Raw genomic sequence first — 23,448 nt, 5'->3', positions numbered from 1 at the left:
CTGTAATGGAAATAAAGGAAGAAAATATCATCAATATACACAACTTTTTACCGCATCGTGAACCGATGCTTATGGCAGATTATATCCTGGAGCTGACCAAAGAAAAGGTAGTGACTTCCTTTGAAATCAAAGAAGATAATATATTTGTTCACAATAATGAATTTGTTGAAGCCGGATTAATTGAAAACCTGGCCCAAACCTGCTCATCGATCCTTGGACAAAGCTTCTTTGAAAATCCTGAAGCAGATACAAAAGTGATCGGGTTCATTACCAATATCAAGAAGATTGAGGTCTTTGCTCTTCCAAAGGTGAATGACAAAATTATCTCCAAGGCCTCACTTATATCGCAGTTTGAGAATATCTGCCACATATTCTGTGAAACATTCAATCATGATGAATTATTGATCAGAGCAGAAATCAACCTGTTTATTCAGGAAGTAAAGTCGTAAATTACATTCCAATATATAATATAAAGCTGTACAAAACGTACAGCTTTTTTAGAATGGTCTATGGTTAAATTTCATTTTTTTTAATTTGTGAATATTTGAGCAATTCATGTAGGGCATTAGTGTTTAAAAATCAATACCTTTCATTGAAGTAATTATAAAATCTTACATTAAAAATATTCATTATTATTTATTTCAACCCCAACAAAAACACACTCAAAACCACTGATAATCAAATCAATACCATTCATTAAATATCATCAGGAAATGAATTATTTCACGTGAAACATTTTATAAATCCGTGGAACACTTATTGCTAAAAGATTTCTAATACATACTCTGATCAGAGGGAATAACCCCTTCAGATTTAATATGATTTACATATAATGTATTTTCACTATTTTAGCCACCTGATTAAAAGAATCAAAAAACAGGTGAACCATTTCTCATCTGGAATCTAAAAAGTAACATTATTTAGATGAAAAAACAAGACCTGCCTCAAGACGAAAGTAACCTGAAATCCGCCAACATGACTGAAGTCCTGTATGTGACGGATGAAAATGACAATTACACGACAGCAAACAGTACAGGCTGGGATGCCAAGAAAGCTGCTCTGGATGAATCGATGGAACTTATTCATGAAAGAATTGAGGAAGCAAAGAAAAATGTTGCCAATAATACTGTAAGCCCCATTGTTTATTTCATGGAACTGAATAAAATGGATATTGCCGTTCTTGCTTCATATGCAGGAATGTGGCAATGGAGGGTAAAAAGACATTTTAAACCAAAAGTATTTAAAACACTAAGCGAAACTGCACTGAAAAAATATGCCGATGCATTCGGAATTTCAGTGGATGAATTAAAAAACTTCGACGGGAAATAATGAAGCAAGGCTTCGTTTCACCTATGAAAAAGATACGATCAGCAAAATGAAATTAAACTTTGAACACCATCAGACTGCACATTGCGAAAACGGTGTTGCTTCTAATCTACTGCTCAACAAAGGCCTTAAACTAAGTGAACCCATGATCTTTGGGATCGGTTCCGGACTGTTTTTTGTCTATCTTCCTTTTTTAAAGGTAAATTTTGCTCCGGGCTTCAGCTACCGCCCAATGCCGGGTGCCATTTTCAGTAAAGCAGCCAAAAGATTAGGAATTAAAATTAAAAGAGAAAAATTCTCAAACCCTAAGGATGCCCAGAAAGCGCTCGAAAGAAATCTGGAACAAAATATACCTACAGGGCTTCAGGTAGGTGTTTTCAATCTTACATACTTTCCTGAAGAATATAAATTCCACTTCAATGCCCACAACCTGGTGGTTTATGGAAAAGAAGACGGAAAATTCCTGATCAGCGACCCGGTAATGGATTATACGACATCCCTTTCCGAGGCAGAACTGGAAAAAGTAAGATACGCAAAAGGAGCACTTCCTCCGAAAGGGCACATGTACTACCCTGTTTATATCCCTGAAAATGTGAATCTTGAAGAAGCCATTAAAAAGGGAATCAAAGACACCTGCAAAAATATGCTGGCTCCGGTACCGCTTATCGGGGTAAAGGCTATGAGATGGGTAGCGAAAAGCATCCCGAAATGGGCAGAAAAGAAAGGAACAAAAGTAACCAACCATTATCTGGGACAGCTGATCAGAATGCAGGAAGAAATCGGAACCGGAGGTGGCGGGTTTAGATTTATCTATGGGGCATTCCTTCAGGAAGCTGCTGTTATTCTTAAAAATGATGAGTTAAAAGAGCTATCCAAAGAAATAACTGCTATTGGTGACCTTTGGAGAGATTTTGCCGTAGATATTGCACGTGTTTATAAAAACAGAAACTCGAAAAGCAATATCTACAATGAACTTTCAAAAACAATGCTGCATATTGCAGACCTGGAAGAAGCTTTCTATAAAAAACTGAGAAAAGCGATCTGATATGGCGGAAAATATGATTGAAATCAAAAACTTATATAAGAAATACAAGAATTCTGAAGATTTCTCTGTAAATGATATCACATTGAATATCAGCAAAAATGAAATCTATGGAATTCTGGGGCCTAACGGTGCCGGGAAAACAACATTAATTTCCATGCTTTCCGGACTGATAAAGCCTACATCAGGCCAGTTTACCATTAACGGACTGTCTCCGCAGAAAGATGGTTTCAAAATCAGACAGATCATAGGAATTGTTCCACAGGAATATGCATTATATCCTACGCTTACCGCAAAAGAAAATCTGATGTTCTTCGGAAGCCTTTATGGTTTAAAGCATAATCAGCTCAAAAAAGCGATTGATGAGTCTTTGGAAATTATGGGCCTTTCAAAATTTGCCAACAAGCAGGTAGGACAATTCTCAGGTGGAATGAAACGCCGCTGCAACCTCATCGCAGGAACGCTTCACAATCCCAAAGTTCTCTTTCTTGATGAACCGACTGTAGGGGTTGATGTTCAGTCAAAAAAAGCGATTATTGATTATCTTCTAGATTTAAATAAACAGGGAACGTGTATCATCTATACTTCTCACCACCTTTCAGAAGCGGAAGAATTCTGTACTAAGATTGCCATCATTGATCATGGAAAAATCCACGCTGTAGGAACACCTGAAGAACTGGTGAACAGAGTCGCAAGCGCTGAAAACCTTGAAGATGTTTTCATTTCATTAACCGGAAAAGAACTAAGAGATGTTGTTGTATAAACTGTGGAGAAGCTTTATCAAAGAAATCCTTCTGCTGAAAAGAGATATCGGAGGTATCGTCATCATTTTTGTGATGCCGCTGCTTTTGATTGTAACCATTACCCTTATTCAGGATTCTACCTTTAAAAACCTTGAAGGATCAAAGATTCCGATCATTTTTATTGATAATGACAAGTCTGAAGTTTCAAAGAATATCAAAGCAGAACTGGAAAACAGTAAGACATTCCAGCTGCTGACTAACTTCAATGAAAAATCTGCACAGGATGCCGTTTTTTCAGGGGACTATCAGATGGCGATCGTCATTCCTGATCATTTAACGAAAGATTTAAATTCCAATATTGATTCTAAGGTTCAGACCATTGTAAGCTCGTTCGGGCTCGAAGGAGATTCTGCAAAGGTAAAAACTGCTGCTCCTAAGGCTAAAGAAATTCACTTATACTTTGACCCGGCAACCAATGCAGGATTCAAAAACTCAGTGATGAATTCCGTCAACAAAATGGTTTTCGAAATTGAAAATAAAAAGATTTATAAAGCATTTCAGGATCAGCTGGGAACTACAGAAAATCTTGACGAAAATAAAAACCTGATCAGCTTTAAAGAAATCACCCCGAAAAAAGGCGAAATGGATGTTATGCCAAATTCCGTTCAGCACAACGTTCCTGCCTGGACTCTTTTTGCGATATTCTTTATTGTAGTTCCTTTATCCATCAATCTGGTAAAAGAAAAAGCCAGGGAACAAGCGTAAGAGCAAGAATAAGCCCTACTCTGTATTTTGTACATATTTTAGGAAAAACATGTACTTATCTTATTATCTGTATCATTCAGTTTTTACTGATGGTGGCCGTAGGAATTTATCTTTTTCCTTATATGGATCTTCCGGCTCTTTGATGTATCCGGAAAAATGTTTCAGCTTATTATTGTAACATTGTTTGCCGGATTGGCAGCTATCGGATTCGGTGTGCTGTTGGGAACGATTGCAGATACACAGGAGCAGTCTGCCCCTTTCGGAGCAACTTCCGTAGTGGTTCTTGCCGCCGTAGGAGGAATCTGGGTTCCCGTATTTTTAATGCCGGAATTCATGCAGACCATAGCGAAATTTTCTCCTATGAACTGGGGACTGAATGCTTACTATGATATTATTTTAAGAAACAGCGGCATCGGTGGAATTGCCAAAGAACTGGTCTTACTGTTCTTATTTTACCTTGCCACAGTAGCTGTTTCCCTATTTTACGAAAAGAAACAAAATGCAGTCTAAAGAAAATATATTAACCTGTACTGAAGAAGTAAGAGTCCGGTTCAATGAAACAGATCCGCTGGGAATAGTCTGGCATGGGCATTATATCGTATATTTTGAAGACGGAAGAGAAGCTTTCGGCCGTCAGCATGGCCTTACCTATCTTGATATTCAGAATGCCGGATATGTAACACCGATTGTAAAAAGTACCTGCGAGCATTTTCTTCCTTTAAAATACGGGGAAACATTCAGAATTGTGACCACTTTTATCAATTCTGTTTCAGCCAAGCTGATCTACAGGTATGAGCTTTTTAACCAGGAAGACCAATTGGTGTGCAGTGGTGAAACCATCCAGGTATTTCTTGACAGCAACGGAAACTTATGCCTGTATAATCCGGAATTTTTTCAAAACTGGAAAGATAAAATGGGGCTATTATGAGGAAGGATATTTATATCACAGATTACAATTGTGTAACCCCTTTAGGATTCAATGTAGATTCCAACTGGGATGCACTTGTGGAAGGAAAATCAGGCGTTGCTTTACATAAAATCACAGGCAGTCAGGATGCTTTTATACTTCCATGATAGATTCTGATCAACTTCATGAAGAGTTCAGCAGAATCTTCGGCGACGCTCAGAATAACAATCACAATTTTACAAGACTGGAAAAAATGCTTCTTTTAAGCCTGCAGCCTCTTGTTGAAAAACATACCTTATCAGAAGACACGGCTTTTATCCTTTCTACAACAAAAGGAAATATCAGCCTGCTAAAAAACCAGTCTGAGTTGCCGGAAGGCGTTTACTTATCAAAACTGGCACAAAAAATAGCCAATTTTTTCGGATTCAAAACGAAACCTGTGGTGGTTTCCAATGCCTGTGTTTCAGGAGTAATGGCCATTGCAACAGCTAAAAATATGATTCAGGCAGGAAAGTATAAAGATGCTTTTGTAATTGCGGGAGATGAACTTTCTGAATTTGTTATTTCAGGATTCAACTCGTTTCAGGCCATTGGTTCCGGGCCATGTAAGCCTTATGATAAAAACAGGGATGGAATCAACATCGGTGAAGCGGCAGCAGCTGTGTATATCACTTCATGTCTTTACGAAGAACAGAGTAACGAAGCAATCTCACAAAACGAAAAATTCAGGTTTAAAATTCTGGGGGATTCTGCAGTCAATGATGCCAATCATATTTCCGGGCCTTCAAGAACAGGAGATGGCTTATATGCCAGTATTAAAAATGCTATGACAGAAGCAAATGTTTCGGCTGAACAGATTGATTTTATTTCTGCTCACGGAACAGCGACTTTATATAACGATGAAATGGAGGCCATTGCCTTTAACAGAATGGGACTTCAAAACATTCCTCTCAACAGTATGAAAGGCTATTACGGACATTGTCTGGGTGCATCAGGTCTCCTTGAAAGCATTATTTCTATGGAAAGTGCCCTTCACAGCACCTTACTTCCATCAAAGAACTTTGAGGAAACGGGAATAACCAAACCTTTGAATATTATCAAGGAAAACCAGACTGCAGAAGTAAAATACATACTGAAGACAGCTTCAGGGTTCGGTGGCTGTAACGCAGCTGTTGTGCTGGAAAAATGTTAAATTGAACATGATGAAGAAAACAAACATCTGTACCATAGAACATTCAAAAATAACCGTTGACGGAAATATTATTTTTGAAAGCCAAAGCGAAACCTTTCAGGAATTTGCCAAAGAAGCCTACAGAAGCTTAGACCTCAGCTATCCGAAATTTCACAAAATGGATAACCTGAGTAAGCTGGCTTTTCTTTCTGCTGAAAATATTCTGAAAGAGGATGACCACACCAGAACAGCTATTGTTTTTGCCAACAGATCTTCCAGTCTGGACACCGATTTCAAATACCAGGAAAGCATCAACGACGCTGACAACTACTATCCGAGTCCTGCAGTTTTTGTATATACTTTACCTAACATCTGTGTTGGTGAAATCAGCATTAAACATAAAATGCAGACGGAAAATGCTTTTTTCGTTTTGGACGAATTTGATGAAAATTTTTTAAACGATTACTCCGAACAGATTCTCAGATCCGGAAAGGCTGACAAAGTATTGTGCGGCTGGGTAGAATTGTATCAGGAAAATTACAAAGCTTTTGTATATTTGCTCACATTATAATTTAACAATGTACCAATCTGAAAATGTACCAATGCTAAAGGCAATAACAACTATTGGTAAACTGGTACATTGATATATTGTTACATTAAAATAATATTTATGGAAAACTTAAAAACGGAATTGAAGCACAAAATTATCGAAGTTCTTAATCTTGAAGACGTATCTGTGGAAGAAATCAAAGATGCTGATCCATTATTCGGAGGCGGATTGGGACTGGATTCTATTGATGCTTTGGAACTGATCGTTCTTCTTGATAAAGATTACGGAATAAAATTAGCTGATCCTAAAAAAGGAAAGGAAATTTTCCAATCTATCGATACGATGGCTGCATTCATCGAGAACAACAGAACAAAATAAATGAATGTAACAATCTAACAGGGTATCAATATAGCAATTATTGGTATTGTTAGATTGTTGCATTGTTATATGATTTAATACCATGAGTCAAAAAATTGCCATAACGGGAATGGGCATCATTTCCTCCATCGGAAACAATGTGGAGGAAAATTTTATTTCATTACAATCCGCAAAACATGGGATTTCAGATATCGAAATGTTTGAAACCCGTCACGCCGGATTCATTAAAACGGGTGAAATAAAATTATCCAATGAAGAGCTTGTACAGAAACTCCATCTTGATGAAGACAACAACGTCACAAGAACTTTTTACTGGGTATGATTGCTGCGAAAGAAGCTGTAGAAAGTGCAGGAATTTCAGATATCAATGGTTACAGAACCGGCTTGATTTCGTCTACCAGTGTAGGCGGGATGGATATCACTGAAAAGTACTTCTACTCTTACGAAGACTTCCCCGAAAAGCAAAAATATATTGACGCACACGATGCCGGAAATTCCTCATTGGCCATTGCCGGTTACTTAGGATTAAAAGGCATGGTTTCTACCATCAGTACTGCCTGCTCATCAGCTGCCAATGCTATTATGATGGGTGCAAAACTGATTAAAAGCGGTGTATTGGACCGTGTGATTGTTGGCGGAGCAGATTCTCTTTCAAAGTTTACGTTGAATGGTTTCAATACCCTGATGATTCTTACAGATTCCTACAATACTCCTTTTGACAACAACAGAAAAGGACTGAACCTGGAGAAGCAGCAGCTTTCTTAGTGCTTGAGTCCGAAGAAGTGGTCAGAAAAGAAAATAAAAAAGTCCTGGCTTATCTTTCAGGATATGGAAATGCCAATGATGCCCACCATCAGACCGCTTCTTCAGAAAACGGACAGGGTGCATTTTTAGCTATGCAGCAGGCTTTGAAAATCTCCGGTCTGGAAAAAGAAAATATAGACTATATCAACGTTCACGGAACAGCAACTCCTAATAATGATTTATCAGAAGGTATTGCCATGATCAGAATCTTTGGAGAAAACATGGTTCCTGAATTCAGTTCTACAAAAGCATTTACAGGACATACCCTGGCTGCTGCAGCAGGAATTGAAGCTGTATTTTCAATTTTAGCCCTGCAGAACAACGTTATCTTCCCTAACCTGAATTTTAAAACGAAAATGGAAGAGTTTGATCTTACTCCGGTAACCGAACTGAAAGAAAAGAACATTAATCATGTACTTTCCAATTCATTCGGATTCGGAGGAAACTGTTCCACACTAATTTTTTCAAAATCATGAGTACAGTATACATCAACAGTGCATCCTGTATCTCCGTTCAGGACACTTTAAACGAAAATATCCTTCAGAACCTTCAACCTGAGAATTCTTCAAACGTCCTTAAGGCTATAGAACCCAATTACAGGGAGTTTATTCCGCCTGCCATGATCAGAAGAATGTCCAAAACAGTAAAAATGAGTTCTGTAGCCTCACATTATGCACTGAAAGAAGCCGGAATTGAAAAGCCGGATGCCATTATTGTAGGAACCGGAATGGGCTGCTCACAGGATTCCGAAAAGTTCCTGAAAAACGTGATTGACAATCATGAAGAGTTTCTTACTCCTACTTTTTTCATCCAGTCTACCCATAACACGGTAGCAGGACAGATTGCTCTGGGCTTACAATGTCATGCTTACAACTTTACCTATGTAAATACTTCTTCTTCGCTGGAGTTTTCATTACTGGATGCCAAACTTCAGATTAATGACGGAGAAGCAGAAAATGTTCTTGTAGGTTCTACAGATGAGCAGACTGACAGAACAATGGAGCTTTACTGTTTAAATAACACCATAAAAAAAGAAGCAGATCTTCCCGCTGATTATCTGCATTCCACCACCAACGGAGTGATCTGGGGTGAAGGAGCCAGCTTTTTTGTTATAGGTAAAGATAAAACTGAAAATTCTTATGCCCAGCTTAAGAATATCCATATCAGCAACAAAGTTGAATTGAATGAAGTACAGGATTTTATCCGGAATTTTTTAGCCAAGAACAGCCTTTCAACTGGTGCTATTGATGCTGTTATTTTAGGATTCAGCGGGGATGCAGATTCAGATACTCACTATACAAAAGCGATGGATATCTTTCCGGATTCCGCACAGCTGTATTACAAGCATCTGAGTGGAGAGTTCAATACCGCAAGTGGTTTTTCAATCTTTATGGCCTGTCATATCCTTAAAGAACAGCAGATTCCGGAAGTGATGATGGTTAACGCAAAGAAAAAGAAAACGTAAAGAACGTTCTTCTTTATAATCATCTGGGAGGTGATGATCACAGTCTGGTATTATTGGAAAAGGCATAATTGTTGAAATTGAAATTATACGGTCTATTTGTCATTCAGAGCACAGACAAAAGGTCTGCGAACAAGGTTCTGAAGTGAAGCGTGGAATCTAAATTAGAAATTAGTCTGACTCCTACGGAGTGACAATGGTATACAATAAATATTACGGCTATAAAACTTGTAATAAAACAACCGTCAATGAAACACTATCCATTCATCCTGTTCTATCTTTTCTGTAACGTTTTTATTTATGCGTTCCATGGGAGTTTTTGGGTATATCTTTTTTGCTTTTTTGCTTTTTCTGCAGTAGTCGTCTGGGGTTCTTTTGATATTGAACTGGGATATTTTGTCAACAGTATCACCCATAAACGTACCCGAATTAAGGAAATTGCCCTTACTTTTGATGACGGACCTACTGAATTTACCCCTAAGTTTTTAGACCTGCTTAAAGAACATCAGGTAAAAGCCACCTTTTTCTGTATCGGGAAACAGATTGAAAAATATCCTGAGACATTTCAGAGAATTATTGCAGAAGGCCATACAATTGGAAATCATACCCTTTCACATTCCGGTTCCACAGGCTTTTTATCCACATCAAAAATGATTGAGGAAATTAAACGATGTGATGAAGTTATGAAAAATGCAGGCAATATCAGCACTGACCTTTACAGGCCACCATTCGGAGTGACCAATCCCAATATTGCGAAAGCGATCAGGAGAACCCGTAAAGTAAGCATCGGATGGAATGTACGTTCTCTGGACACCATCATTGACGATGAAAAGAAAATCTACAACAGAATAACCAAAGGCCTGAAAAAAGGCAGTATTATCCTCCTTCATGACACTTCGGAAAAGACCTTTCGCGTGCTGGCCAATTTATTAGTATTTTTGGAGGATAAAAAATATTCAACTTTTACTGTTGATACAGTTTTAAATTCAAATAGAAATGATTAAAAATATTGCTTTCGGAGCATTTTTACTGGTTTCAGGATTCTTTTCTGCCCAGAATACGGCAATGTCAGGAGCTGAAGCTAAAGCATTTGTGTCGAAGGTTTCTTCAGACACCAAAGAGATTAAAACTTTACAGAGTGATTTTACCCAGACCAAAAAGATGGATTTTCTGGATAAAAGTATTGTGACCTACGGCCGAATGTCGCTGCAGACACCCAATATGCTGAGCTGGAAGTATACAAAACCCTATCAGTACAGTATTGTTTTTAAAAGCAATAAGATCTACATCAATGATCAGGGGAAAAAGTCGTCTGTAGATGCGAAGAGCAAAACATTTGAAAAAATCAATAAGCTGATAGTGGGAAGTTCCAACGGAACGATGTTCAATGATCCTGAGTTTACCGTAACCTATTTTAAGAATGGGAATTACAATGTGGCGAAGTTTGTTCCTAAAACAACCCAATTGCTGAAATACATCAAACAGATCGAGTTGTATTTCCCTAAAAGCCAGTCTACAGTTTCCCAGGTAAATATGACTGAAGCTTCCGGAGATACCACAAATATTGTCTTCAAAAACACCAAGATCAATGCCTCCATTCCTGCGTCAGAGTTTTCTTTATAGCCTGATTCTGATCCTGGCTGTTTCCTGTAAAACCTATAGGTTAACAGAAGCAAAACCTGTTTCATCTTCTGAAAGAATGGTGGAAAACTTATATTTCTTCCGGTGAAGATTACGTTTATAAATGCCAGATGGATATTTATAAAAACCATGTGAGCGGTATTCTGATTATCAAAAAGCTGAATGAAACGACGCATCGTGTTGCTTTAACGTCAGATTTTGGGAATAAGCTGATTGATTTTGAAGTTTCAGACCATGATTTCAAACTGAATTATGTACTTCCTGATCTGGATAAAAAAATTGTCATCAACTTTCTGAAAAATGATTTCCAGCAGCTGCTGAAAAGACAATATCCGGTAAGCGAAAGCTTTGAGAATGAAAATGCTAAGATTTATCTTTCCAAAACTGATAATAAAATCTACTATTTATTCTTTAACAAAGAAAATAATTTGCTAAAACAGATTGTTTACACGAAAAATAACAATGAAAAAATCGATTTTACTTTTGATGCAAAAAAACCTATCTTCGCGGATAGCTTACAGCTGCAGCACAAGGACTTTAAAATCAATATAAAACTATTTCAAATAACTGAAACGGAATAATTTCCTCAGGAAAACTGCCCAAAATGAATGTAGCTTTCCGGAAAGAAACTGATGATATATTTAATCTAAAAAATAAGATCATGCAAACCATTCTTACAGACTTTTATACTTTAACATCATACGAGAAGACAGAGGACGGAAAGTTTACTGCTCATATCCATCTTAATAAAGACCACGATATTTTCAAAGGTCATTTCCCTGGAAATCCTGTCACTCCCGGTGTTTGTATGATGCAGATCATCAAAGAACTTACGGAGGAATTTACCGGTTCAAAATTATTCTTAAAAACAGCATCGAATGTAAAATTCATGGCAATCATCAATCCTTTTGAAACTCCGGATTTACAGCTCCAGCTTGATATTAATGAAGATAATGAGGATGTTAAAGTAAAAAACACAACTTCTTTTGGCGAGACTATTGCATTGAAATTGTCTGTAAGCTACAAAAAAATATCATCATGAAACTAATCTTATCATTCATAGCAGCATTTGTTTTTTCTTTCAATCTGACCTTGAAACGCTGAGAAACAGCTATGCTAAGGCTAACGAATCCAATACCAATACCCAAAACTTTATTGATACTGCGGAAAAACAATCCGGTTCTGATGCTGTAACTGCCGGATATAAAGCAGCAGCAAAGATTATGGAGGCGAAAATTGCCAAAAGCAACAGAAAAGCTCTGGTAAAGACAGGCGCTACAAGTCTTGAAGGCATTATTAAAAGTAATCCTAACAATGCAGAGCTTCGTCTGATCAGAATGAGTGTTCAGGAAAATATTCCAAAGATCGTAGGATACCGCGGGAGCCTGAAGGATGATAAAGCTTTCCTGCTGAATAATTACAGCAAACAGAATACAGCTCTGAAGGGCTATATCAAAAGGTTTGCAATGCAGTCTAAAACTATTACAGAAGCTGAAAGAGCCACTTTAAAATAAAAAAATGTCCCTTGCTGAAGTACAAAATGCAATTTCTGAAAAGAAAATATGTGTTTTAATACCTACCTACAATAATGAAAAAACCCTGAAGAGGGTAATTGACGGTGTTCTTAACTACACCGAAAGTATTATTGTGGTCAATGATGGCTCCACGGATTCTACGCCACACATTCTTGCTCAATATCCTCAGATTACGGTAATCTCTTTACCGGAGAACAAAGGAAAAGGAAACGGGCTTAAAACAGGCTTCAGGGCCGCAAAGAAGTCAGGGTTTGATTATGCCATTACCATTGATTCCGACGGACAGCATTATCCGGATGATATTCCGGTATTTGTAGAAGCTCTTCTTCAGGAAAAAGAAGACGTTCTCCTGATTGGAAACAGGAATATGTCTCAGGATGGCATTCCGAAGAAAAGCAGTTTCGGAAACCGTTTTTCGAACTTTTGGTTCTGGTTTGAGACCGGTATAAAGCTGGAAGACACGCAGTCCGGCTACAGGCTTTATCCTTTGCATAACATTCCAAATAAATATTTTACCCCTAAGTTTGAATTTGAAATCGAAATCATTGTAAGAACTGCATGGAGGCATGTTCCGGTAAAGAATGTTCCGATCAGGGTTTTGTATGACCCTTCAGAACGGGTTTCCCATTTCAGGCCTTTCAAAGATTTTACCAGAATCAGTATTCTGAATACAATTCTGGTGACGATTACTTTATTTTATATTATTCCGAGAAACTTCGTGAATAATTTCAAAAAAAAAGCTTTAAAAGATTCATACAGGAAGATGTCTTAGAAAGTGACGGGAGCAACCGTACAAAAGCATTTTCCATTGCATTGGGAGTATTTATAGGGCTTTCTCCATTCTGGGGATTCCAGACCCTTCTTGTGATCAGTTTGTCTGTGCTTTTCAAGCTCAATAAAGTCCTTGCATTTGTAGCCTCCAATGTGAGCCTTCCTCCTTTTATTCCTTTTATTATTGCTGCCTCTCTGTTTCTGGGGGCTCCATTTGTGAGTGGAGACAGTGATATCTTAAACCAGGATTTAAATTTCGAGCTGATCAAAAACAATCTGCTGCAATACGTTATCGGCAGTTTTATCTTAAGCACTACTTTTTCTGCGATTGCAGGAATAACTTCTTTTTATTTTTGAATAAAGTAAGCCCGGAAAGCAATTAAAAAGCCTGAAACAAAATTCCAGGCTCATAAGATCAATGATCCAATTTTATATTTATTTGAGGATAAAATCTGTCAGGTCTACCAAAAACTGCTCATCTACTTTTCCTTTTATTTCGTAGTCTTTTGGAGAAGGTTTACCGAGCCTGCAATAAACAGATGGCTTAATTCAGGATAAAATTTAAAAACTGCTGCCTTGTTATTTTTCAGGGTTTGTTTCCAAAGATTGAAATCTTTCTCAGTTACCTGGTAATCTCTTCCTCCCTGTACAAACAGCATGGGTGCCTTGATTTTTTTCACTTCATTAAGTTGATTGTAATCCTTCAAATATTTCCAATACGCTGCAGACTGACCTAAAGGAAGTTCTGATGTAGGTGATTTAAAATTAAATTGGGATGAGTTTAAAAAGGCAACCTGCTTTTTTATTTCCTGAACAGCTTCTGCCGGAACATTCGCCTGGTCCAGAGAATGAAGGTATTCGTACTGCTCCACTAACAGATCCTGCAAGGGCCTTGCATTCCCGGCCATAAAAACATATTTCGAAACCTGAGCCTTTTCTGCAATTTTTGGCATCAGATAGGCTCCCTGGCTGTGTCCAAGGATAACAATCTCATATCCTTTATACTCAGGATTATTTTTGAAATAAAGAGCAGCATTTACCGCATCATTAATGGTTTCATCTTCTACCGTAGATTTCTCGTTGAATGTTTCAGGGTAGGAATAGATCCTTTTATCATACCGGTAAGAAGCAATTCCGTGGTTGAAAAGATATTCGGCGATATCTTTAAAAGGTTTGTTTTCTCCTATTGTTTCGTCTCTGTCATGGGATCCCGAACCATGCACAAAAATCACCAGTCTCTTTTATTATTGGAAGGGGGAACCAGAAGTGTACCTTTAAGTTCAACAGCATCACTCTTTATCCTGAGCTCTGTTTTCTCATCTCGTTTTTCAAATGTTTTATGAGGAACCAGGAAGAAGCCCAGCAGTTTATTGTTCTCTCCAAAGGTAAGCTGGATATCCAGTTTTGTCTTTTCAAATTCGGTGTAGTAATAATAAATATTCCCTTCGTTATTCACTTCAAGGATATTTTTCAGTCCTCCAACCTGGACCTGAAGCTGTTCCGGAATCGCTTTAAGCTGCTCCACAGGAATCTGGCCCGCTACCGAAGGATCAAAATAAGAATGTGCTTTTTCTATATTTTTATCCACCAGTAAAGCTTTAATAAAAGTATTTCCAATCTCTTTTCTGTCCTGAGAAAAAGAGAATAAAAAGCATACGACAAAGAACAGGGTCAAAAATTTTTTCATAAATTAATTATTTAAAAACCACATCCGAAAATGAAAGTGGCGTCATCATTATGGTAACAAATATCGCAATAATTACCAGAGCCAGCTGTGTGATATGATATGTTTTTTCTCTTTCATTTTCATTGTTTTCAAAAGTAAACTTTATCTTATCCGGCTTTCTGATAATCAACCAGATAAAAATAAGGACAGCCAGGTTCATCAGCACCGGAAATACCAGAAATATTTTACTTCCGTAGTTGTCTTTCATATTTCCATACCCATGAATTGGAATGGTGGCAGGTATCGAATTGTAGACTGTACACAGGTACGCGGAATAGCAGATGATAATGACAAAAGGAACGCAGAACAGCAGCTTTATATATTTTGGGATCATTTCAGTTTGTTTAAAGTTTTCTTCAGGTATTTTTCTACATTTTTCCTGTCCGGAACCGTTGTAATTTCTTTCGTCAATGCTTTTTCAAATGCAATTTTTGCCTGTGAATATTCTTTTTGCTAAAATAATATTTTCCGGATTGATAATACACCAGCCAGAAGTCAGGATTCATGGCCTGATAGGAAGGAATAACATCATCTCCCAACAGTGTATTTTTATCATCGGCAGCCTCATTGATTTCTTTCCCATACATTTTAGACAGCTCATAGTTTTGGAATTCCTCAGAATCTGAGAAGGGGTCTCTTTTAATATTGAGTTCTGTTTTAGCCCGGAGACTTTGCGGTAACGGATTTCCTGAAAAATTTCATTCAGGTCATAGCAGACAAATTCCCCCAGCTGATAGGGATTGAAGAAACCCAGACCAGTCTTTTCTGAGGCGAAAAGATAACAGCATGATGTGCCAGAAGCTGATTGAGTGCTTTTTCATTGCCATAACCAATCGGTTTATCTTTTAAGCCCGATCTGTTCCTTAAAATGGAAGCCATTTTTTCCGGAGTGATCTTTTTCTCCTCCTGCAAAAGTTCCTGCAGTTTTTCATACCTGTATTTTGAATGGCTTTCTTCGATATGTTTCTGATTTCTTTTGTCATCCTTATAGGCATCCGACTGAAAATGATTGGTGCAGAGAACCCTGCTGGTATTCTTCACTTTGTATACTCCGAAATTTTTAGGTGAGACCTCAATAATTACGGCATTTTTGTCTGCAGCACTTCCAACAAGAATAGATTCTGAAACGAAAACTTTCCTTTTTTTAGCAATATCAATCGCTTCATCTATATTTTTAGCATACTGAAGAATTTCTCTTGTAACAAGGGAGATAGGAGTCTTTGCCGTCAAAGGAATTTTTGATTTTCCGGCATTAATCGTTACGGTGATGCCTTCTTTATTCATCCCGGAAACCACACCGATCATTCCCGGCCAGCTTACCGACATGTAAGGAATTCCTTCTTCCGGCTGAACAAATTCTACCAGTTTATTTTTTGCAAAATCATCTCCCACATAAAATCGAAATTTCTTCCAATCAGAAGATCTCCGTCCTCCGTATTTTCATTCCATACAGCAAGAGACGTACAGCCTACCATGGCCAGATCCTGCATTGCATGCCCGATATCGTGGGCTCCGTGCAGGTAAAGGTTTCTTAAATATTTGGGAGCAATAAAATCATACCGGTCAGATGAGTATTGTGACAAGCCGTATAATTCGGCCTGATAATCTTCTCTGACATTGAGGTACATTTTTCTGTTGTACCATTTTAAAAACCCCTTAAGAGTCTTTGTTTAAATTTTGATGGAACGAATCCTTCCACTTTTGAGAAAAAAGATTTCTTCCTGCTTCTGCATCAGCCTCTGCGTCAGTGCACCATTATTATAGCCAAGTTGCAAAGGATTTCCTTTGATGTAAAGCTCCCAGAGCTGCTGCTTATTTTTGGTAAGATAATTTTGATTGTAACTGAAAGTGCTGTCGTTGATTCTGTTTACTTCAGGAACCTCTAATGAGTATTGCTTTACGTCAGGAATATGATGAACAGACTTTGAAATTCCGCAGGATGTAAGTGAAAAACAAAGGGTAAGATAAAGAAGCGTTCTTTTACAGGATGAATATATGGTATTAGTTTTTTCACTTTTAGTTTTTATTAATCATTTGTGTCAACCTCATATCTATTATATCTTTTCCAAGAATCTCCGCACAGGTATTAAAAGCTCCGATGGTTACTCCTAAAATCCCGTGCATATTAACAGACTGTCCTGTCAGAAACAGATTATCAATTTTGGTACGGGGGAAACCATTGTTTTAAGAGGATTTTCAGAACTTTTCATGTATCCGTACATATTTCCTTCAAAGTTTCCTATATAGTCCCTGTAAGATAACGGAGAAGAAGTGTATATTGTTTTGATGGCATGCCTTATGTTAGGAATTTTCTTTTCCAGCGCATCCAGCATTTTCTCGGTCTTTTTCAAGCTTAAATTTTTCATAAGCTTCACCTCTTTCATGTTCATCTGCTACGGTATTGAAAGTATTTTCCCATTCTTTCACCTCCTCAAAATCCATATAGGAAATAGCGGTGAGGCTTTCTGCAAAATCAGGGTAATGTTTTGAAGGCGTGGATGAGAGCATATAGGTTTCCGGCCATGATTCTTTTTGGTATTGGCATGCATTCCACACCAGGTCTTCTGATGAGTAGTGATATCTGTTGTAATTAAAATTCGGAAGGCTGTGAGGTTTTAAAACCAGATAAACACTAAAGCAGGATGAAACCGGCTTCCAGCTTAAAACTCTGTTCAGAAAGGATTTCTTTAATCTTTCTTCGCCTATCAGCTTAATGGTGGAACGGATCTCAATATTGGAAATAAATTGTTTTGCGGCATATTCTTTTCCTGTCTTTGTTTTTACGGACGTCAATGCATTATTTTCATTAAAGACAAATTCAGAAACCTCAGAATGTTTGTGTACTTCTGCCCCATATTCGCGAAGTTTTCTGATCAGAAGCTTAGAAATCTGGCTGCCTCCTTTTACACATTTGTAGGCACTCTGGATATAAGAGTTTACTGTTAAGGCATGTACATAAAAAGGTACATTTTCAGAGTCTCCGGCATATAAAAAATTGGAACCCAGCAGAACCGACTGAAGTTTTTTGTTATGGGTAACAGATTCAATGAATCTTTTGGTATTGAGGTGCAGGATTTCTTCGTTGTAATGGTCTTTCCCTACCACATGATATCTTGGAAACTGGCTGCAGACGTATTGAATCTCTTCGCAGTAGTTCTCAAGGTTTTCTTTTTCTTCGGGAAAGTATCTGGAAAGCTGCTCCACAAAATTCTGATAGCCCTGTGCGTGCGGATATTCTGTTTCATCATCACCGAAACTGATTCTGTCATACCCGTCTTCATCCATCAGCTGAAGCTCAAGATGATCCATAATTTCCAGGTAGGAAAAGAACTGATTCAGATTCTGCCCTTTGGATAAGCCTCCGAGATAATGGACTCCTGTATCAAAAATAAGCTTATCTCTTGAAAAGGTCTGCAGATTTCCTCCGTATTGGTTATTTTTCTCAAGAACGCATACTTTCATACCTTCTTTCGCCAAAATAAGAGCCGAAACAAGACCTCCCAATCCGCTGCCGATTACAAGTATGTCATATTCTTTCTTCAAAAGAGAATGTGCTTTAATATAATTAAGAAACAGGGAATTTAAGATATTTAAAGCTTACTTTGTGCGGTAAGCAAAGAAAATTTATCCGGAAATATTTTTTAATCATCTTAATTCTCGGTACATCTTAATGGTTTTAGTTTTTCGTTAGTTTTTACGGAATAAAAATAGAAAAATTAATCAACATCATCCCAAAAATCAAAATAATTGAACCATTGAAGGGGGTATTTTTTTACCATAGCTTCAAGATTCTGTACATAAGACTGTAAAAGCCCCTGCGAATCACGGTTTTGATATTCTGAGCAATCCTGGCGTAAAGATGATAATGAAGATTATTTTCTTTCATCACATAAACATAGACAACAGGCACTCCCAATCTTGAGGCAATCAAAAACGGGCCAGCCGGAAATTTTGCGCTTTTCCCAACAGTTCTGCTTCCAGATATTTGGATCCCTCAAAATACCGGTCTCCGGTAAAACAGATCAGTTCATTTTCGGATAAAGCCTTGTTGATCTCAAAGATATGCGACATATCGTCTTTAACATAAATGAACTTGATGTTACTCTTCTTTACAGCAACACTTTCCAGATATTCTTTTATCACCGTCACTTCCTGATCTGTGGTCACCAGATTGATCTGGCAGTCGAAGTCGATATCCGCAAAGAAGTGTTCTGCAATTTCAAAATTACCGATATGCGCACTGATCAGTACGCCTCCTTTTTTAGCTGCTAAAAGGTTTCTGAGGTTTTCAATACCGTCAAATTCATAGGTGTATTTTTCTCTGAGTCCGGCAGAGATCGCTGTTTTATCAATCAGAACTTTTCCGAAGGTAAAATAGCTTTTAAAGATGGAAGCTTTAGATTTCCAGTATCCGTAATTCAGCCTTTTCCGGAAGTAATAAAGAATATATTGGTTGCTTTTTTCTGAAACAGAGAATAATAAGCTGCTACAAAATAAAGCACTCCGTATGAACTTCTGATTCCGATATTTCTAATACACCAGACGAATATCCTGTATCCGAGCACTGTTCCTTTAGATTTACCTTTCCACTTGTTCATAATCCAGTTTAATATAACAGAGAACCAATGTAATCATACCTTGTTGTGTTCATTACTGAAGCACTGTGATATTATTACATTGGCACATTTTATAGAATAAAGATTGACTCAATAACTAAGCGTTTTTTTCAGCAATCTTATGTTCAATCGTTGTATAGAAATCATCAAATGTTACCATTTTCTTGAAATCTGCTTCTCCTAATTTCACCCCGAAATTGGATTCGATCACGACTACCATGTCGATATAATCCAGGCTGTCCAAGCCCAGTGTATTTTTAAGGTTGGCATCATTACTGATTTCGTCTCCGTCTACCTCGAATTCGTTTACCAGAAAATCATTAACGATAGCAACAATTTTTTCCCTTTCCATGTTTTTAATCAAATTTTTTAACTATTAGTGCAGAATTGGTTCCCCCAAACCCAAAAGAATTCGACAAAAATACATCAATTTTTTGATTTTGTTTTGTGACCAAATTTATCTTTTGTGCCTCATTATCAGGATTTTCCAGATTAATATTCGGAGCAACGAAATCATTCTGCATCATCAGAATGGAGTAGATAACTTCACTTGCACCCGCCATCCAGCATTCATGTCCGGTCATGGATTTGGTAGAACTTACCGGAACCTCGCTACCGAAAATTTCATAAATAGCTTTTGCCTCATTGGCATCACCAATCGGGGTAGAAGTTGCATGAGCATTGATATAATCGATATCTGAAGCGTTTAATCCTGACTGCTTTAATGCTCTGTCCATGGCCAGAGCAGGGCCGTCTACATTCGGTGTGGAGATATGACCTCCATTTGAAGAAAAACCATAACCGATAATTTCAGCAATAATGGATACTCCTCTTCTTTGAGCGGATTCTAAGCTTTCCACAATCAAGGTGGCTGCACCTCCACTTGGAATCAGCCCGTCTCTTCCTGAATCGAAAGGTCTGGAAGCTTTTGCAGGCTCATCTTCTCTGACTGAGAATACTCCCAGTCCGTCAAAGCTCGCCATGGAATATTTGTTGGTTTCCTGAGCTCCTCCACAGATGATCATGTCCTGAAAACCATTTTTGATCATCATATAAGCCAGTCCCAATGAGTGCGAACCGCTTGCACACGCTGCACTGATGGTAAGATTGATCCCTTTCAGCTTAAAGATCGTAGAAAGGTTCATGGTTACCGTTGAGTTCATTGATTTAAAGATCGCTCCCGATCCCATCAATGTTGTATCTTTTTTTCCCTTGCAATATCGATAGATTCTACAACAGCCTGGGAAACGCTGTCATTTCCGTATAAGATTCCCACTTCATGGGCATCCAGGAATTCTTCGTCCAGATTCGCCTGCTTCAATGCATCAATGGTAGCCAGATAGGCATATTCGCTTTCTTCTCCCATGCTGACACGCTGGCGCCTGTTCAAAAGATTTTTAAGATCCGGTTTTGGAACCACACCAGTAAGACCTGATCTGAAACCAAATTCTTTCTGTCCTGATCTAAAACAATACCGGATTTTCCTTGATATAGGGATTCCCTGACCTCTTCTAAAGACGTCCCGATGCAGGAATAAATTCCCATCCCGGTAATTACAACCCTATTTTCCATTTGTTTATATTGAATTTAACAATGTATCAGTCTAGCCATGTAACAATATTTTCATTAAGATCAATCAACATTGGTACACCGATACATTGGTATATTGTTAGATTATTTATGAGTAAATTCCTCCGTTAATATTAATCACTTCCCCTGTAATGTAGGATGATTTTTTAGATGCTAAAAATGCGACAAGATCTGCCACTTCTTCTGCTTCTCCGAATCTGTTGGCCGGGATCATTGCTTTCAGCTCTTCTTCATTGAATTCCTGAGTCATATCTGTTTTGATAAAACCTGGAGCTACCGCATTTACGGTAACATTTCTTTTGGCAACTTCCTGTGCAAGGGCTTTTGTAGCACCTACCAAAGCTCCTTTTGCGGCCGAGTAATTCGTCTGGCCGGCTGTTCCTTTTACTCCGGATACTGAAACCATATTGATGATTCGTCCGTATTTGTTGCGAAGCAGCTTTTGGATAAAGAAATTGGTCACATTGAAAAATCCGTCCAGACTTGTATTGATTACACTGTTCCAGTCTTCTTTCTGCATCCACATAAAGAGACCGTCTCTTGTGATTCCCGCATTATTGACAATCACTTCTACTACTGCATCAGGATTTCTCTCCTGCCATGCTGTTAAAACAGCCTGTGTTTCTTCGGTATTCCCTACATCAAATTTAAGGATTTCTCCCGTAGCCCCAAGTTCTTCCACTTTAGCCAATGTTTCTTTGGCTGCGGTTTCGTTTGAAGCGTAGTTGATAAGGATGTGATAGTTTTTCTCTTCAGCCAGTTTTATACAGATTGCCCTCCCGATCCCTCTGGAGCCTCCTGTTACAATTGCACATTTCATGCGTTAGTGTTTATATCGTTTTTAGTTTTTTTAATTGATGCCGGATATCTATTTTAGAGACAATCCATAACAGCTAATAGTTACATTCCTTTCAGATATTTCTTTACTTCTTCCAGATACGGATACATCACCATATCGTCTGAGAAGGCAGGAATAATTTTTCTGATTTCGTCATACAATTCTTTTGTAGATGATGAAACCTTATCCTGGAATCCAAGATATTCAATAGCCTGAATGATGGTAATCGCTTCAATGGCCAATACTTCAAAAGCATTTTCAATTACTTTTCTGCAAATCACTGCTGCATTGGTTCCCATACTAACGATATCCTGATTATCATTATTGTTCGGAATACTGTGAACATACATAGAATTTGACAGCATCTGACTTTCTGCCGTAGTGGAAGTTGCTGTAAACTGCACGCCCTGCATCCCGAAATTGAAACCTAATTTACCCAAATTTACAAAAGGCGGCAAAATTTCATTGATCTTGGCATTCAGAAGATAGTTCAACTGTCTCTCAGCGAGCATTGTCAATTTGGTAACCACAATTTTAAGCTTGTCCATTTCCAGGGAAATGTAATCTCCATGGAAGTTTCCTCCATGGTAAACATGCTGATCTTCAACATTGATAATCGGGTTATCATTCGCTGAATTGATCTCATTTTCAAGAACTTTTTCCGTATATTCCAGCGTGTCCAGTACCGGACCTAAGATCTGAGGAACACATCTTAAAGAATAATATTCCTGAACTTTCTCCTTAAATACTTTTTCCTGCTCTTCAAAGTGTGTATAAAGATGATCTTCTCTTTTTCTGATCAGTTTACTGTCCGCCAGATGAGCACGCATTCTTTCTGCCACTTTCTGCTGGCCGTAATGCCTTTTTGTTCCGTTCAATGCTTCTGACAGGTGATCATCATAAGCCTGTACAATTTCATTGATTGCACACGAAAGTCTAAGGGAAATATCTGTCAGCTGATTGGCTTTATAAGCATTTACAATACCGATTCCGGACATTACGGAAGTTCCGTTCATCAAAGCAAGACCTTCCCGGATCTCTACTTTTATCGGTTCTAAGCCTTCTGTTTCAAAGACCTCTTTGGTTGATTTTCTTTCTCCTTTATAAAATACTTCTCCTTCTCCGATCAGGACCAAAGCCAGATGGGCAAGCTGAACAAGGTCTCCGCTTGCTCCTACCCCTCCGTGTTCAAATATCAGTGGAATAATATCCCTGTTGATGAGCTCCTGAAGAAGGTAAATTACAGACTGGTGTACTCCTGAATTTCCCAGTGACAAGGTATTCAGTCTCGCCAGCATACATGCTTTTACCTCTTCCGCAGGTAAAGGATTTCCGATACCTGAAGAATGGCTTCTGATCAGGTTATACTGGAGCTGGTGTGTATCTTCGTCACTGATCTTGAACTGAGCCATCGGGCCGAAGCCAGTGTTCACACCGTATATTACTTTATTTTTTGAAAACTCTTTTAAAAACTGAAAACTTTTATCCACTCTTGATAAAAGCGATTCATCCAGTTCTATTTTTTCATTCTCAATGATAATTTTTTGAAAGTCTTTCAGTTCTAAAAAGTTATTTATTTTCAT

The 23,448-nt window shown here is 38.0% G+C and carries 20 protein-coding genes and 8 pseudogenes; 18 read left to right on the top strand and 10 right to left on the bottom strand.

The window, feature by feature from the left end; all coding sequences use genetic code 11:
• Positions 1-5 precede the first annotated feature (5 nt).
• The 18 genes and pseudogenes from OWR28_RS03800 to OWR28_RS03715 all read left to right on the top strand — a co-directional run bounded on the left by OWR28_RS03800 (position 6) and on the right by OWR28_RS03715 (position 13,452).
• On the top strand, positions 6-449 hold the full coding sequence (locus tag OWR28_RS03800; RefSeq protein WP_232723087.1) for a hotdog family protein: 444 nt from the start codon (positions 6-8) through the stop codon (positions 447-449).
• 475 nt (positions 450-924) lie between these two features.
• Positions 925-1,329, top strand: a complete 405-nt coding sequence (gene DarG, locus OWR28_RS03795; protein ID WP_332385551.1) for a flexirubin biosynthesis protein DarG — start codon at positions 925-927, stop codon at positions 1,327-1,329.
• Positions 1,330-1,375: 46 nt separating this feature from the next.
• Entirely contained in the window at positions 1,376-2,371 is a 996-nt protein-coding gene (gene darH / locus OWR28_RS03790) for a BtrH-related acyltransferase DarH (protein ID WP_332385550.1), read from the top strand.
• Positions 2,372-2,384: 13 nt separating this feature from the next.
• Positions 2,385-3,131: an ABC transporter ATP-binding protein gene (locus OWR28_RS03785; protein ID WP_228445866.1), complete on the top strand. Its 747-nt coding sequence runs from the start codon at positions 2,385-2,387 to the stop codon at positions 3,129-3,131.
• Positions 3,118-4,386, top strand: a pseudogene (locus tag OWR28_RS03780) (ABC transporter permease). Before OWR28_RS03785 ends, OWR28_RS03780 begins: the two are co-directional and overlap by 14 nt.
• Positions 4,376-4,804: an acyl-CoA thioesterase gene (locus OWR28_RS03775; RefSeq protein ID WP_332385549.1), complete on the top strand. Its 429-nt coding sequence runs from the start codon at positions 4,376-4,378 to the stop codon at positions 4,802-4,804. The pseudogene OWR28_RS03780 and the gene OWR28_RS03775 overlap by 11 nt, the downstream one beginning before the upstream one ends.
• Positions 4,801-4,950 (top strand): hypothetical protein, encoded by a 150-nt coding sequence (locus OWR28_RS03770; protein ID WP_332385548.1) that lies wholly within the window; start codon positions 4,801-4,803, stop codon positions 4,948-4,950. The genes OWR28_RS03775 and OWR28_RS03770 overlap by 4 nt, the downstream gene beginning before the upstream one ends.
• Positions 4,947-5,975, top strand: coding sequence for a beta-ketoacyl synthase N-terminal-like domain-containing protein (locus OWR28_RS03765; RefSeq protein WP_332385547.1), 1,029 nt, complete (start codon positions 4,947-4,949; stop codon positions 5,973-5,975). The genes OWR28_RS03770 and OWR28_RS03765 overlap by 4 nt, the downstream gene beginning before the upstream one ends.
• A 10-nt stretch (positions 5,976-5,985) precedes the next feature.
• Positions 5,986-6,525: a 3-oxoacyl-ACP synthase gene (locus OWR28_RS03760; RefSeq protein WP_332385814.1), complete on the top strand. Its 540-nt coding sequence runs from the start codon at positions 5,986-5,988 to the stop codon at positions 6,523-6,525.
• Positions 6,526-6,624: 99 nt separating this feature from the next.
• The gene (locus OWR28_RS03755; RefSeq protein WP_002983724.1) at positions 6,625-6,882 is read left to right on the top strand and encodes a phosphopantetheine-binding protein; all 258 of its coding nucleotides are present in this window, start codon (positions 6,625-6,627) and stop codon (positions 6,880-6,882) included.
• 82 nt (positions 6,883-6,964) lie between these two features.
• Positions 6,965-8,162, top strand: a pseudogene (locus tag OWR28_RS03750) (beta-ketoacyl-[acyl-carrier-protein] synthase family protein).
• Positions 8,159-9,151 (top strand): beta-ketoacyl synthase N-terminal-like domain-containing protein, encoded by a 993-nt coding sequence (locus OWR28_RS03745; RefSeq protein WP_332385546.1) that lies wholly within the window; start codon positions 8,159-8,161, stop codon positions 9,149-9,151. The pseudogene OWR28_RS03750 and the gene OWR28_RS03745 overlap by 4 nt, the downstream one beginning before the upstream one ends.
• A 245-nt stretch (positions 9,152-9,396) precedes the next feature.
• Positions 9,397-10,152 carry a polysaccharide deacetylase family protein gene (locus tag OWR28_RS03740; RefSeq protein WP_332385545.1) on the top strand — a complete coding sequence of 252 codons (756 nt, stop codon included), beginning with the start codon at positions 9,397-9,399 and terminating at the stop codon, positions 10,150-10,152.
• Positions 10,145-10,771 (top strand): flexirubin biosynthesis/transport protein LolA2, encoded by a 627-nt coding sequence (gene lolA2, locus OWR28_RS03735; RefSeq protein ID WP_332385544.1) that lies wholly within the window; start codon positions 10,145-10,147, stop codon positions 10,769-10,771. Before OWR28_RS03740 ends, lolA2 begins: the two co-directional genes overlap by 8 nt.
• Positions 10,737-11,370 (top strand): annotated as a pseudogene (gene lolB2 / locus OWR28_RS03730) (flexirubin biosynthesis protein LolB2). Before lolA2 ends, lolB2 begins: the two are co-directional and overlap by 35 nt.
• Before the next feature lie 80 nt (positions 11,371-11,450).
• Positions 11,451-11,831: an ApeI family dehydratase gene (locus OWR28_RS03725; protein ID WP_332385542.1), complete on the top strand. Its 381-nt coding sequence runs from the start codon at positions 11,451-11,453 to the stop codon at positions 11,829-11,831.
• A gap of 181 nt (positions 11,832-12,012) precedes the next feature.
• Positions 12,013-12,303 carry a hypothetical protein gene (locus OWR28_RS03720; RefSeq protein WP_332385541.1) on the top strand — a complete coding sequence of 97 codons (291 nt, stop codon included), beginning with the start codon at positions 12,013-12,015 and terminating at the stop codon, positions 12,301-12,303.
• Between the two features lie 4 nt (positions 12,304-12,307).
• A pseudogene (locus OWR28_RS03715) lies at positions 12,308-13,452 on the top strand (DUF2062 domain-containing protein).
• A 134-nt stretch (positions 13,453-13,586) separates the two neighbouring features.
• Here the strand turns inward: OWR28_RS03715 and OWR28_RS03710 are convergent.
• The 10 genes and pseudogenes from OWR28_RS03710 to flxA form a co-directional block, all read right to left on the bottom strand.
• A complete protein-coding gene (locus tag OWR28_RS03710; RefSeq protein ID WP_332385540.1) occupies positions 13,587-14,327 on the bottom strand; it encodes an alpha/beta hydrolase in 741 nt (246 codons plus the stop codon).
• Positions 14,324-14,782 carry a DUF3887 domain-containing protein gene (locus OWR28_RS03705; RefSeq protein ID WP_332385539.1) on the bottom strand — a complete coding sequence of 153 codons (459 nt, stop codon included), beginning with the start codon at positions 14,780-14,782 and terminating at the stop codon, positions 14,324-14,326. Before OWR28_RS03705 ends, OWR28_RS03710 begins: the two co-directional genes overlap by 4 nt.
• A 7-nt stretch (positions 14,783-14,789) precedes the next feature.
• Entirely contained in the window at positions 14,790-15,155 is a 366-nt protein-coding gene (locus tag OWR28_RS03700; RefSeq protein WP_332385538.1) for a hypothetical protein, read from the bottom strand.
• Positions 15,152-16,818: pseudogene (locus OWR28_RS26785) on the bottom strand (C45 family autoproteolytic acyltransferase/hydrolase). Before OWR28_RS26785 ends, OWR28_RS03700 begins: the two are co-directional and overlap by 4 nt.
• A gap of 19 nt (positions 16,819-16,837) precedes the next feature.
• Positions 16,838-18,364, bottom strand: a pseudogene (locus OWR28_RS03680) (phytoene desaturase family protein).
• Positions 18,365-18,537: 173 nt separating this feature from the next.
• A pseudogene (locus OWR28_RS03675) lies at positions 18,538-19,419 on the bottom strand (lysophospholipid acyltransferase family protein).
• Between the two features lie 115 nt (positions 19,420-19,534).
• Positions 19,535-19,789 (bottom strand): acyl carrier protein, encoded by a 255-nt coding sequence (locus OWR28_RS03670; RefSeq protein ID WP_034692469.1) that lies wholly within the window; start codon positions 19,787-19,789, stop codon positions 19,535-19,537.
• Between the two features lie 4 nt (positions 19,790-19,793).
• A pseudogene (locus tag OWR28_RS03665) lies at positions 19,794-21,009 on the bottom strand (beta-ketoacyl-[acyl-carrier-protein] synthase family protein).
• 106 nt (positions 21,010-21,115) lie between these two features.
• Complete coding sequence (gene flxB / locus OWR28_RS03660; protein WP_332385534.1) at positions 21,116-21,847, bottom strand: flexirubin biosynthesis SDR family reductase FlxB; 732 nt, start codon at positions 21,845-21,847, stop codon at positions 21,116-21,118.
• Positions 21,848-21,927: 80 nt separating this feature from the next.
• Positions 21,928-23,448: a flexirubin biosynthesis tyrosine ammonia-lyase FlxA gene (flxA, locus tag OWR28_RS03655; protein WP_332385533.1), complete on the bottom strand. Its 1,521-nt coding sequence runs from the start codon at positions 23,446-23,448 to the stop codon at positions 21,928-21,930.

It is taken from the genome of Chryseobacterium sp. 1B4 (assembly GCF_036631475.1).
Taxonomy (GTDB): Bacteria; Bacteroidota; Bacteroidia; order Flavobacteriales; family Weeksellaceae; genus Chryseobacterium.
This window is presented reverse-complemented; position numbering and strand designations above follow the sequence as displayed.

Coding starts and splice junctions, on each gene's coding strand:
- OWR28_RS03800 (WP_232723087.1), top strand. CDS start 6: ATGGAAATAAAGGAAGAAAATATCATCAATATACACAACTTTTTACCG.
- DarG (WP_332385551.1), top strand. CDS start 925: ATGAAAAAACAAGACCTGCCTCAAGACGAAAGTAACCTGAAATCCGCC.
- darH (WP_332385550.1), top strand. CDS start 1,376: ATGAAATTAAACTTTGAACACCATCAGACTGCACATTGCGAAAACGGT.
- OWR28_RS03785 (WP_228445866.1), top strand. CDS start 2,385: ATGATTGAAATCAAAAACTTATATAAGAAATACAAGAATTCTGAAGAT.
- OWR28_RS03775 (WP_332385549.1), top strand. CDS start 4,376: ATGCAGTCTAAAGAAAATATATTAACCTGTACTGAAGAAGTAAGAGTC.
- OWR28_RS03770 (WP_332385548.1), top strand. CDS start 4,801: ATGAGGAAGGATATTTATATCACAGATTACAATTGTGTAACCCCTTTA.
- OWR28_RS03765 (WP_332385547.1), top strand. CDS start 4,947: ATGATAGATTCTGATCAACTTCATGAAGAGTTCAGCAGAATCTTCGGC.
- OWR28_RS03760 (WP_332385814.1), top strand. CDS start 5,986: ATGAAGAAAACAAACATCTGTACCATAGAACATTCAAAAATAACCGTT.
- OWR28_RS03755 (WP_002983724.1), top strand. CDS start 6,625: ATGGAAAACTTAAAAACGGAATTGAAGCACAAAATTATCGAAGTTCTT.
- OWR28_RS03745 (WP_332385546.1), top strand. CDS start 8,159: ATGAGTACAGTATACATCAACAGTGCATCCTGTATCTCCGTTCAGGAC.
- OWR28_RS03740 (WP_332385545.1), top strand. CDS start 9,397: ATGAAACACTATCCATTCATCCTGTTCTATCTTTTCTGTAACGTTTTT.
- lolA2 (WP_332385544.1), top strand. CDS start 10,145: ATGATTAAAAATATTGCTTTCGGAGCATTTTTACTGGTTTCAGGATTC.
- OWR28_RS03725 (WP_332385542.1), top strand. CDS start 11,451: ATGCAAACCATTCTTACAGACTTTTATACTTTAACATCATACGAGAAG.
- OWR28_RS03720 (WP_332385541.1), top strand. CDS start 12,013: ATGGAGGCGAAAATTGCCAAAAGCAACAGAAAAGCTCTGGTAAAGACA.
- OWR28_RS03705 (WP_332385539.1), bottom strand. CDS start 14,782: ATGAAAAAATTTTTGACCCTGTTCTTTGTCGTATGCTTTTTATTCTCT.
- OWR28_RS03700 (WP_332385538.1), bottom strand. CDS start 15,155: ATGATCCCAAAATATATAAAGCTGCTGTTCTGCGTTCCTTTTGTCATT.
- OWR28_RS03670 (WP_034692469.1), bottom strand. CDS start 19,789: ATGGAAAGGGAAAAAATTGTTGCTATCGTTAATGATTTTCTGGTAAAC.
- flxB (WP_332385534.1), bottom strand. CDS start 21,847: ATGAAATGTGCAATTGTAACAGGAGGCTCCAGAGGGATCGGGAGGGCA.
- flxA (WP_332385533.1), bottom strand. CDS start 23,448: ATGAAAATAAATAACTTTTTAGAACTGAAAGACTTTCAAAAAATTATC.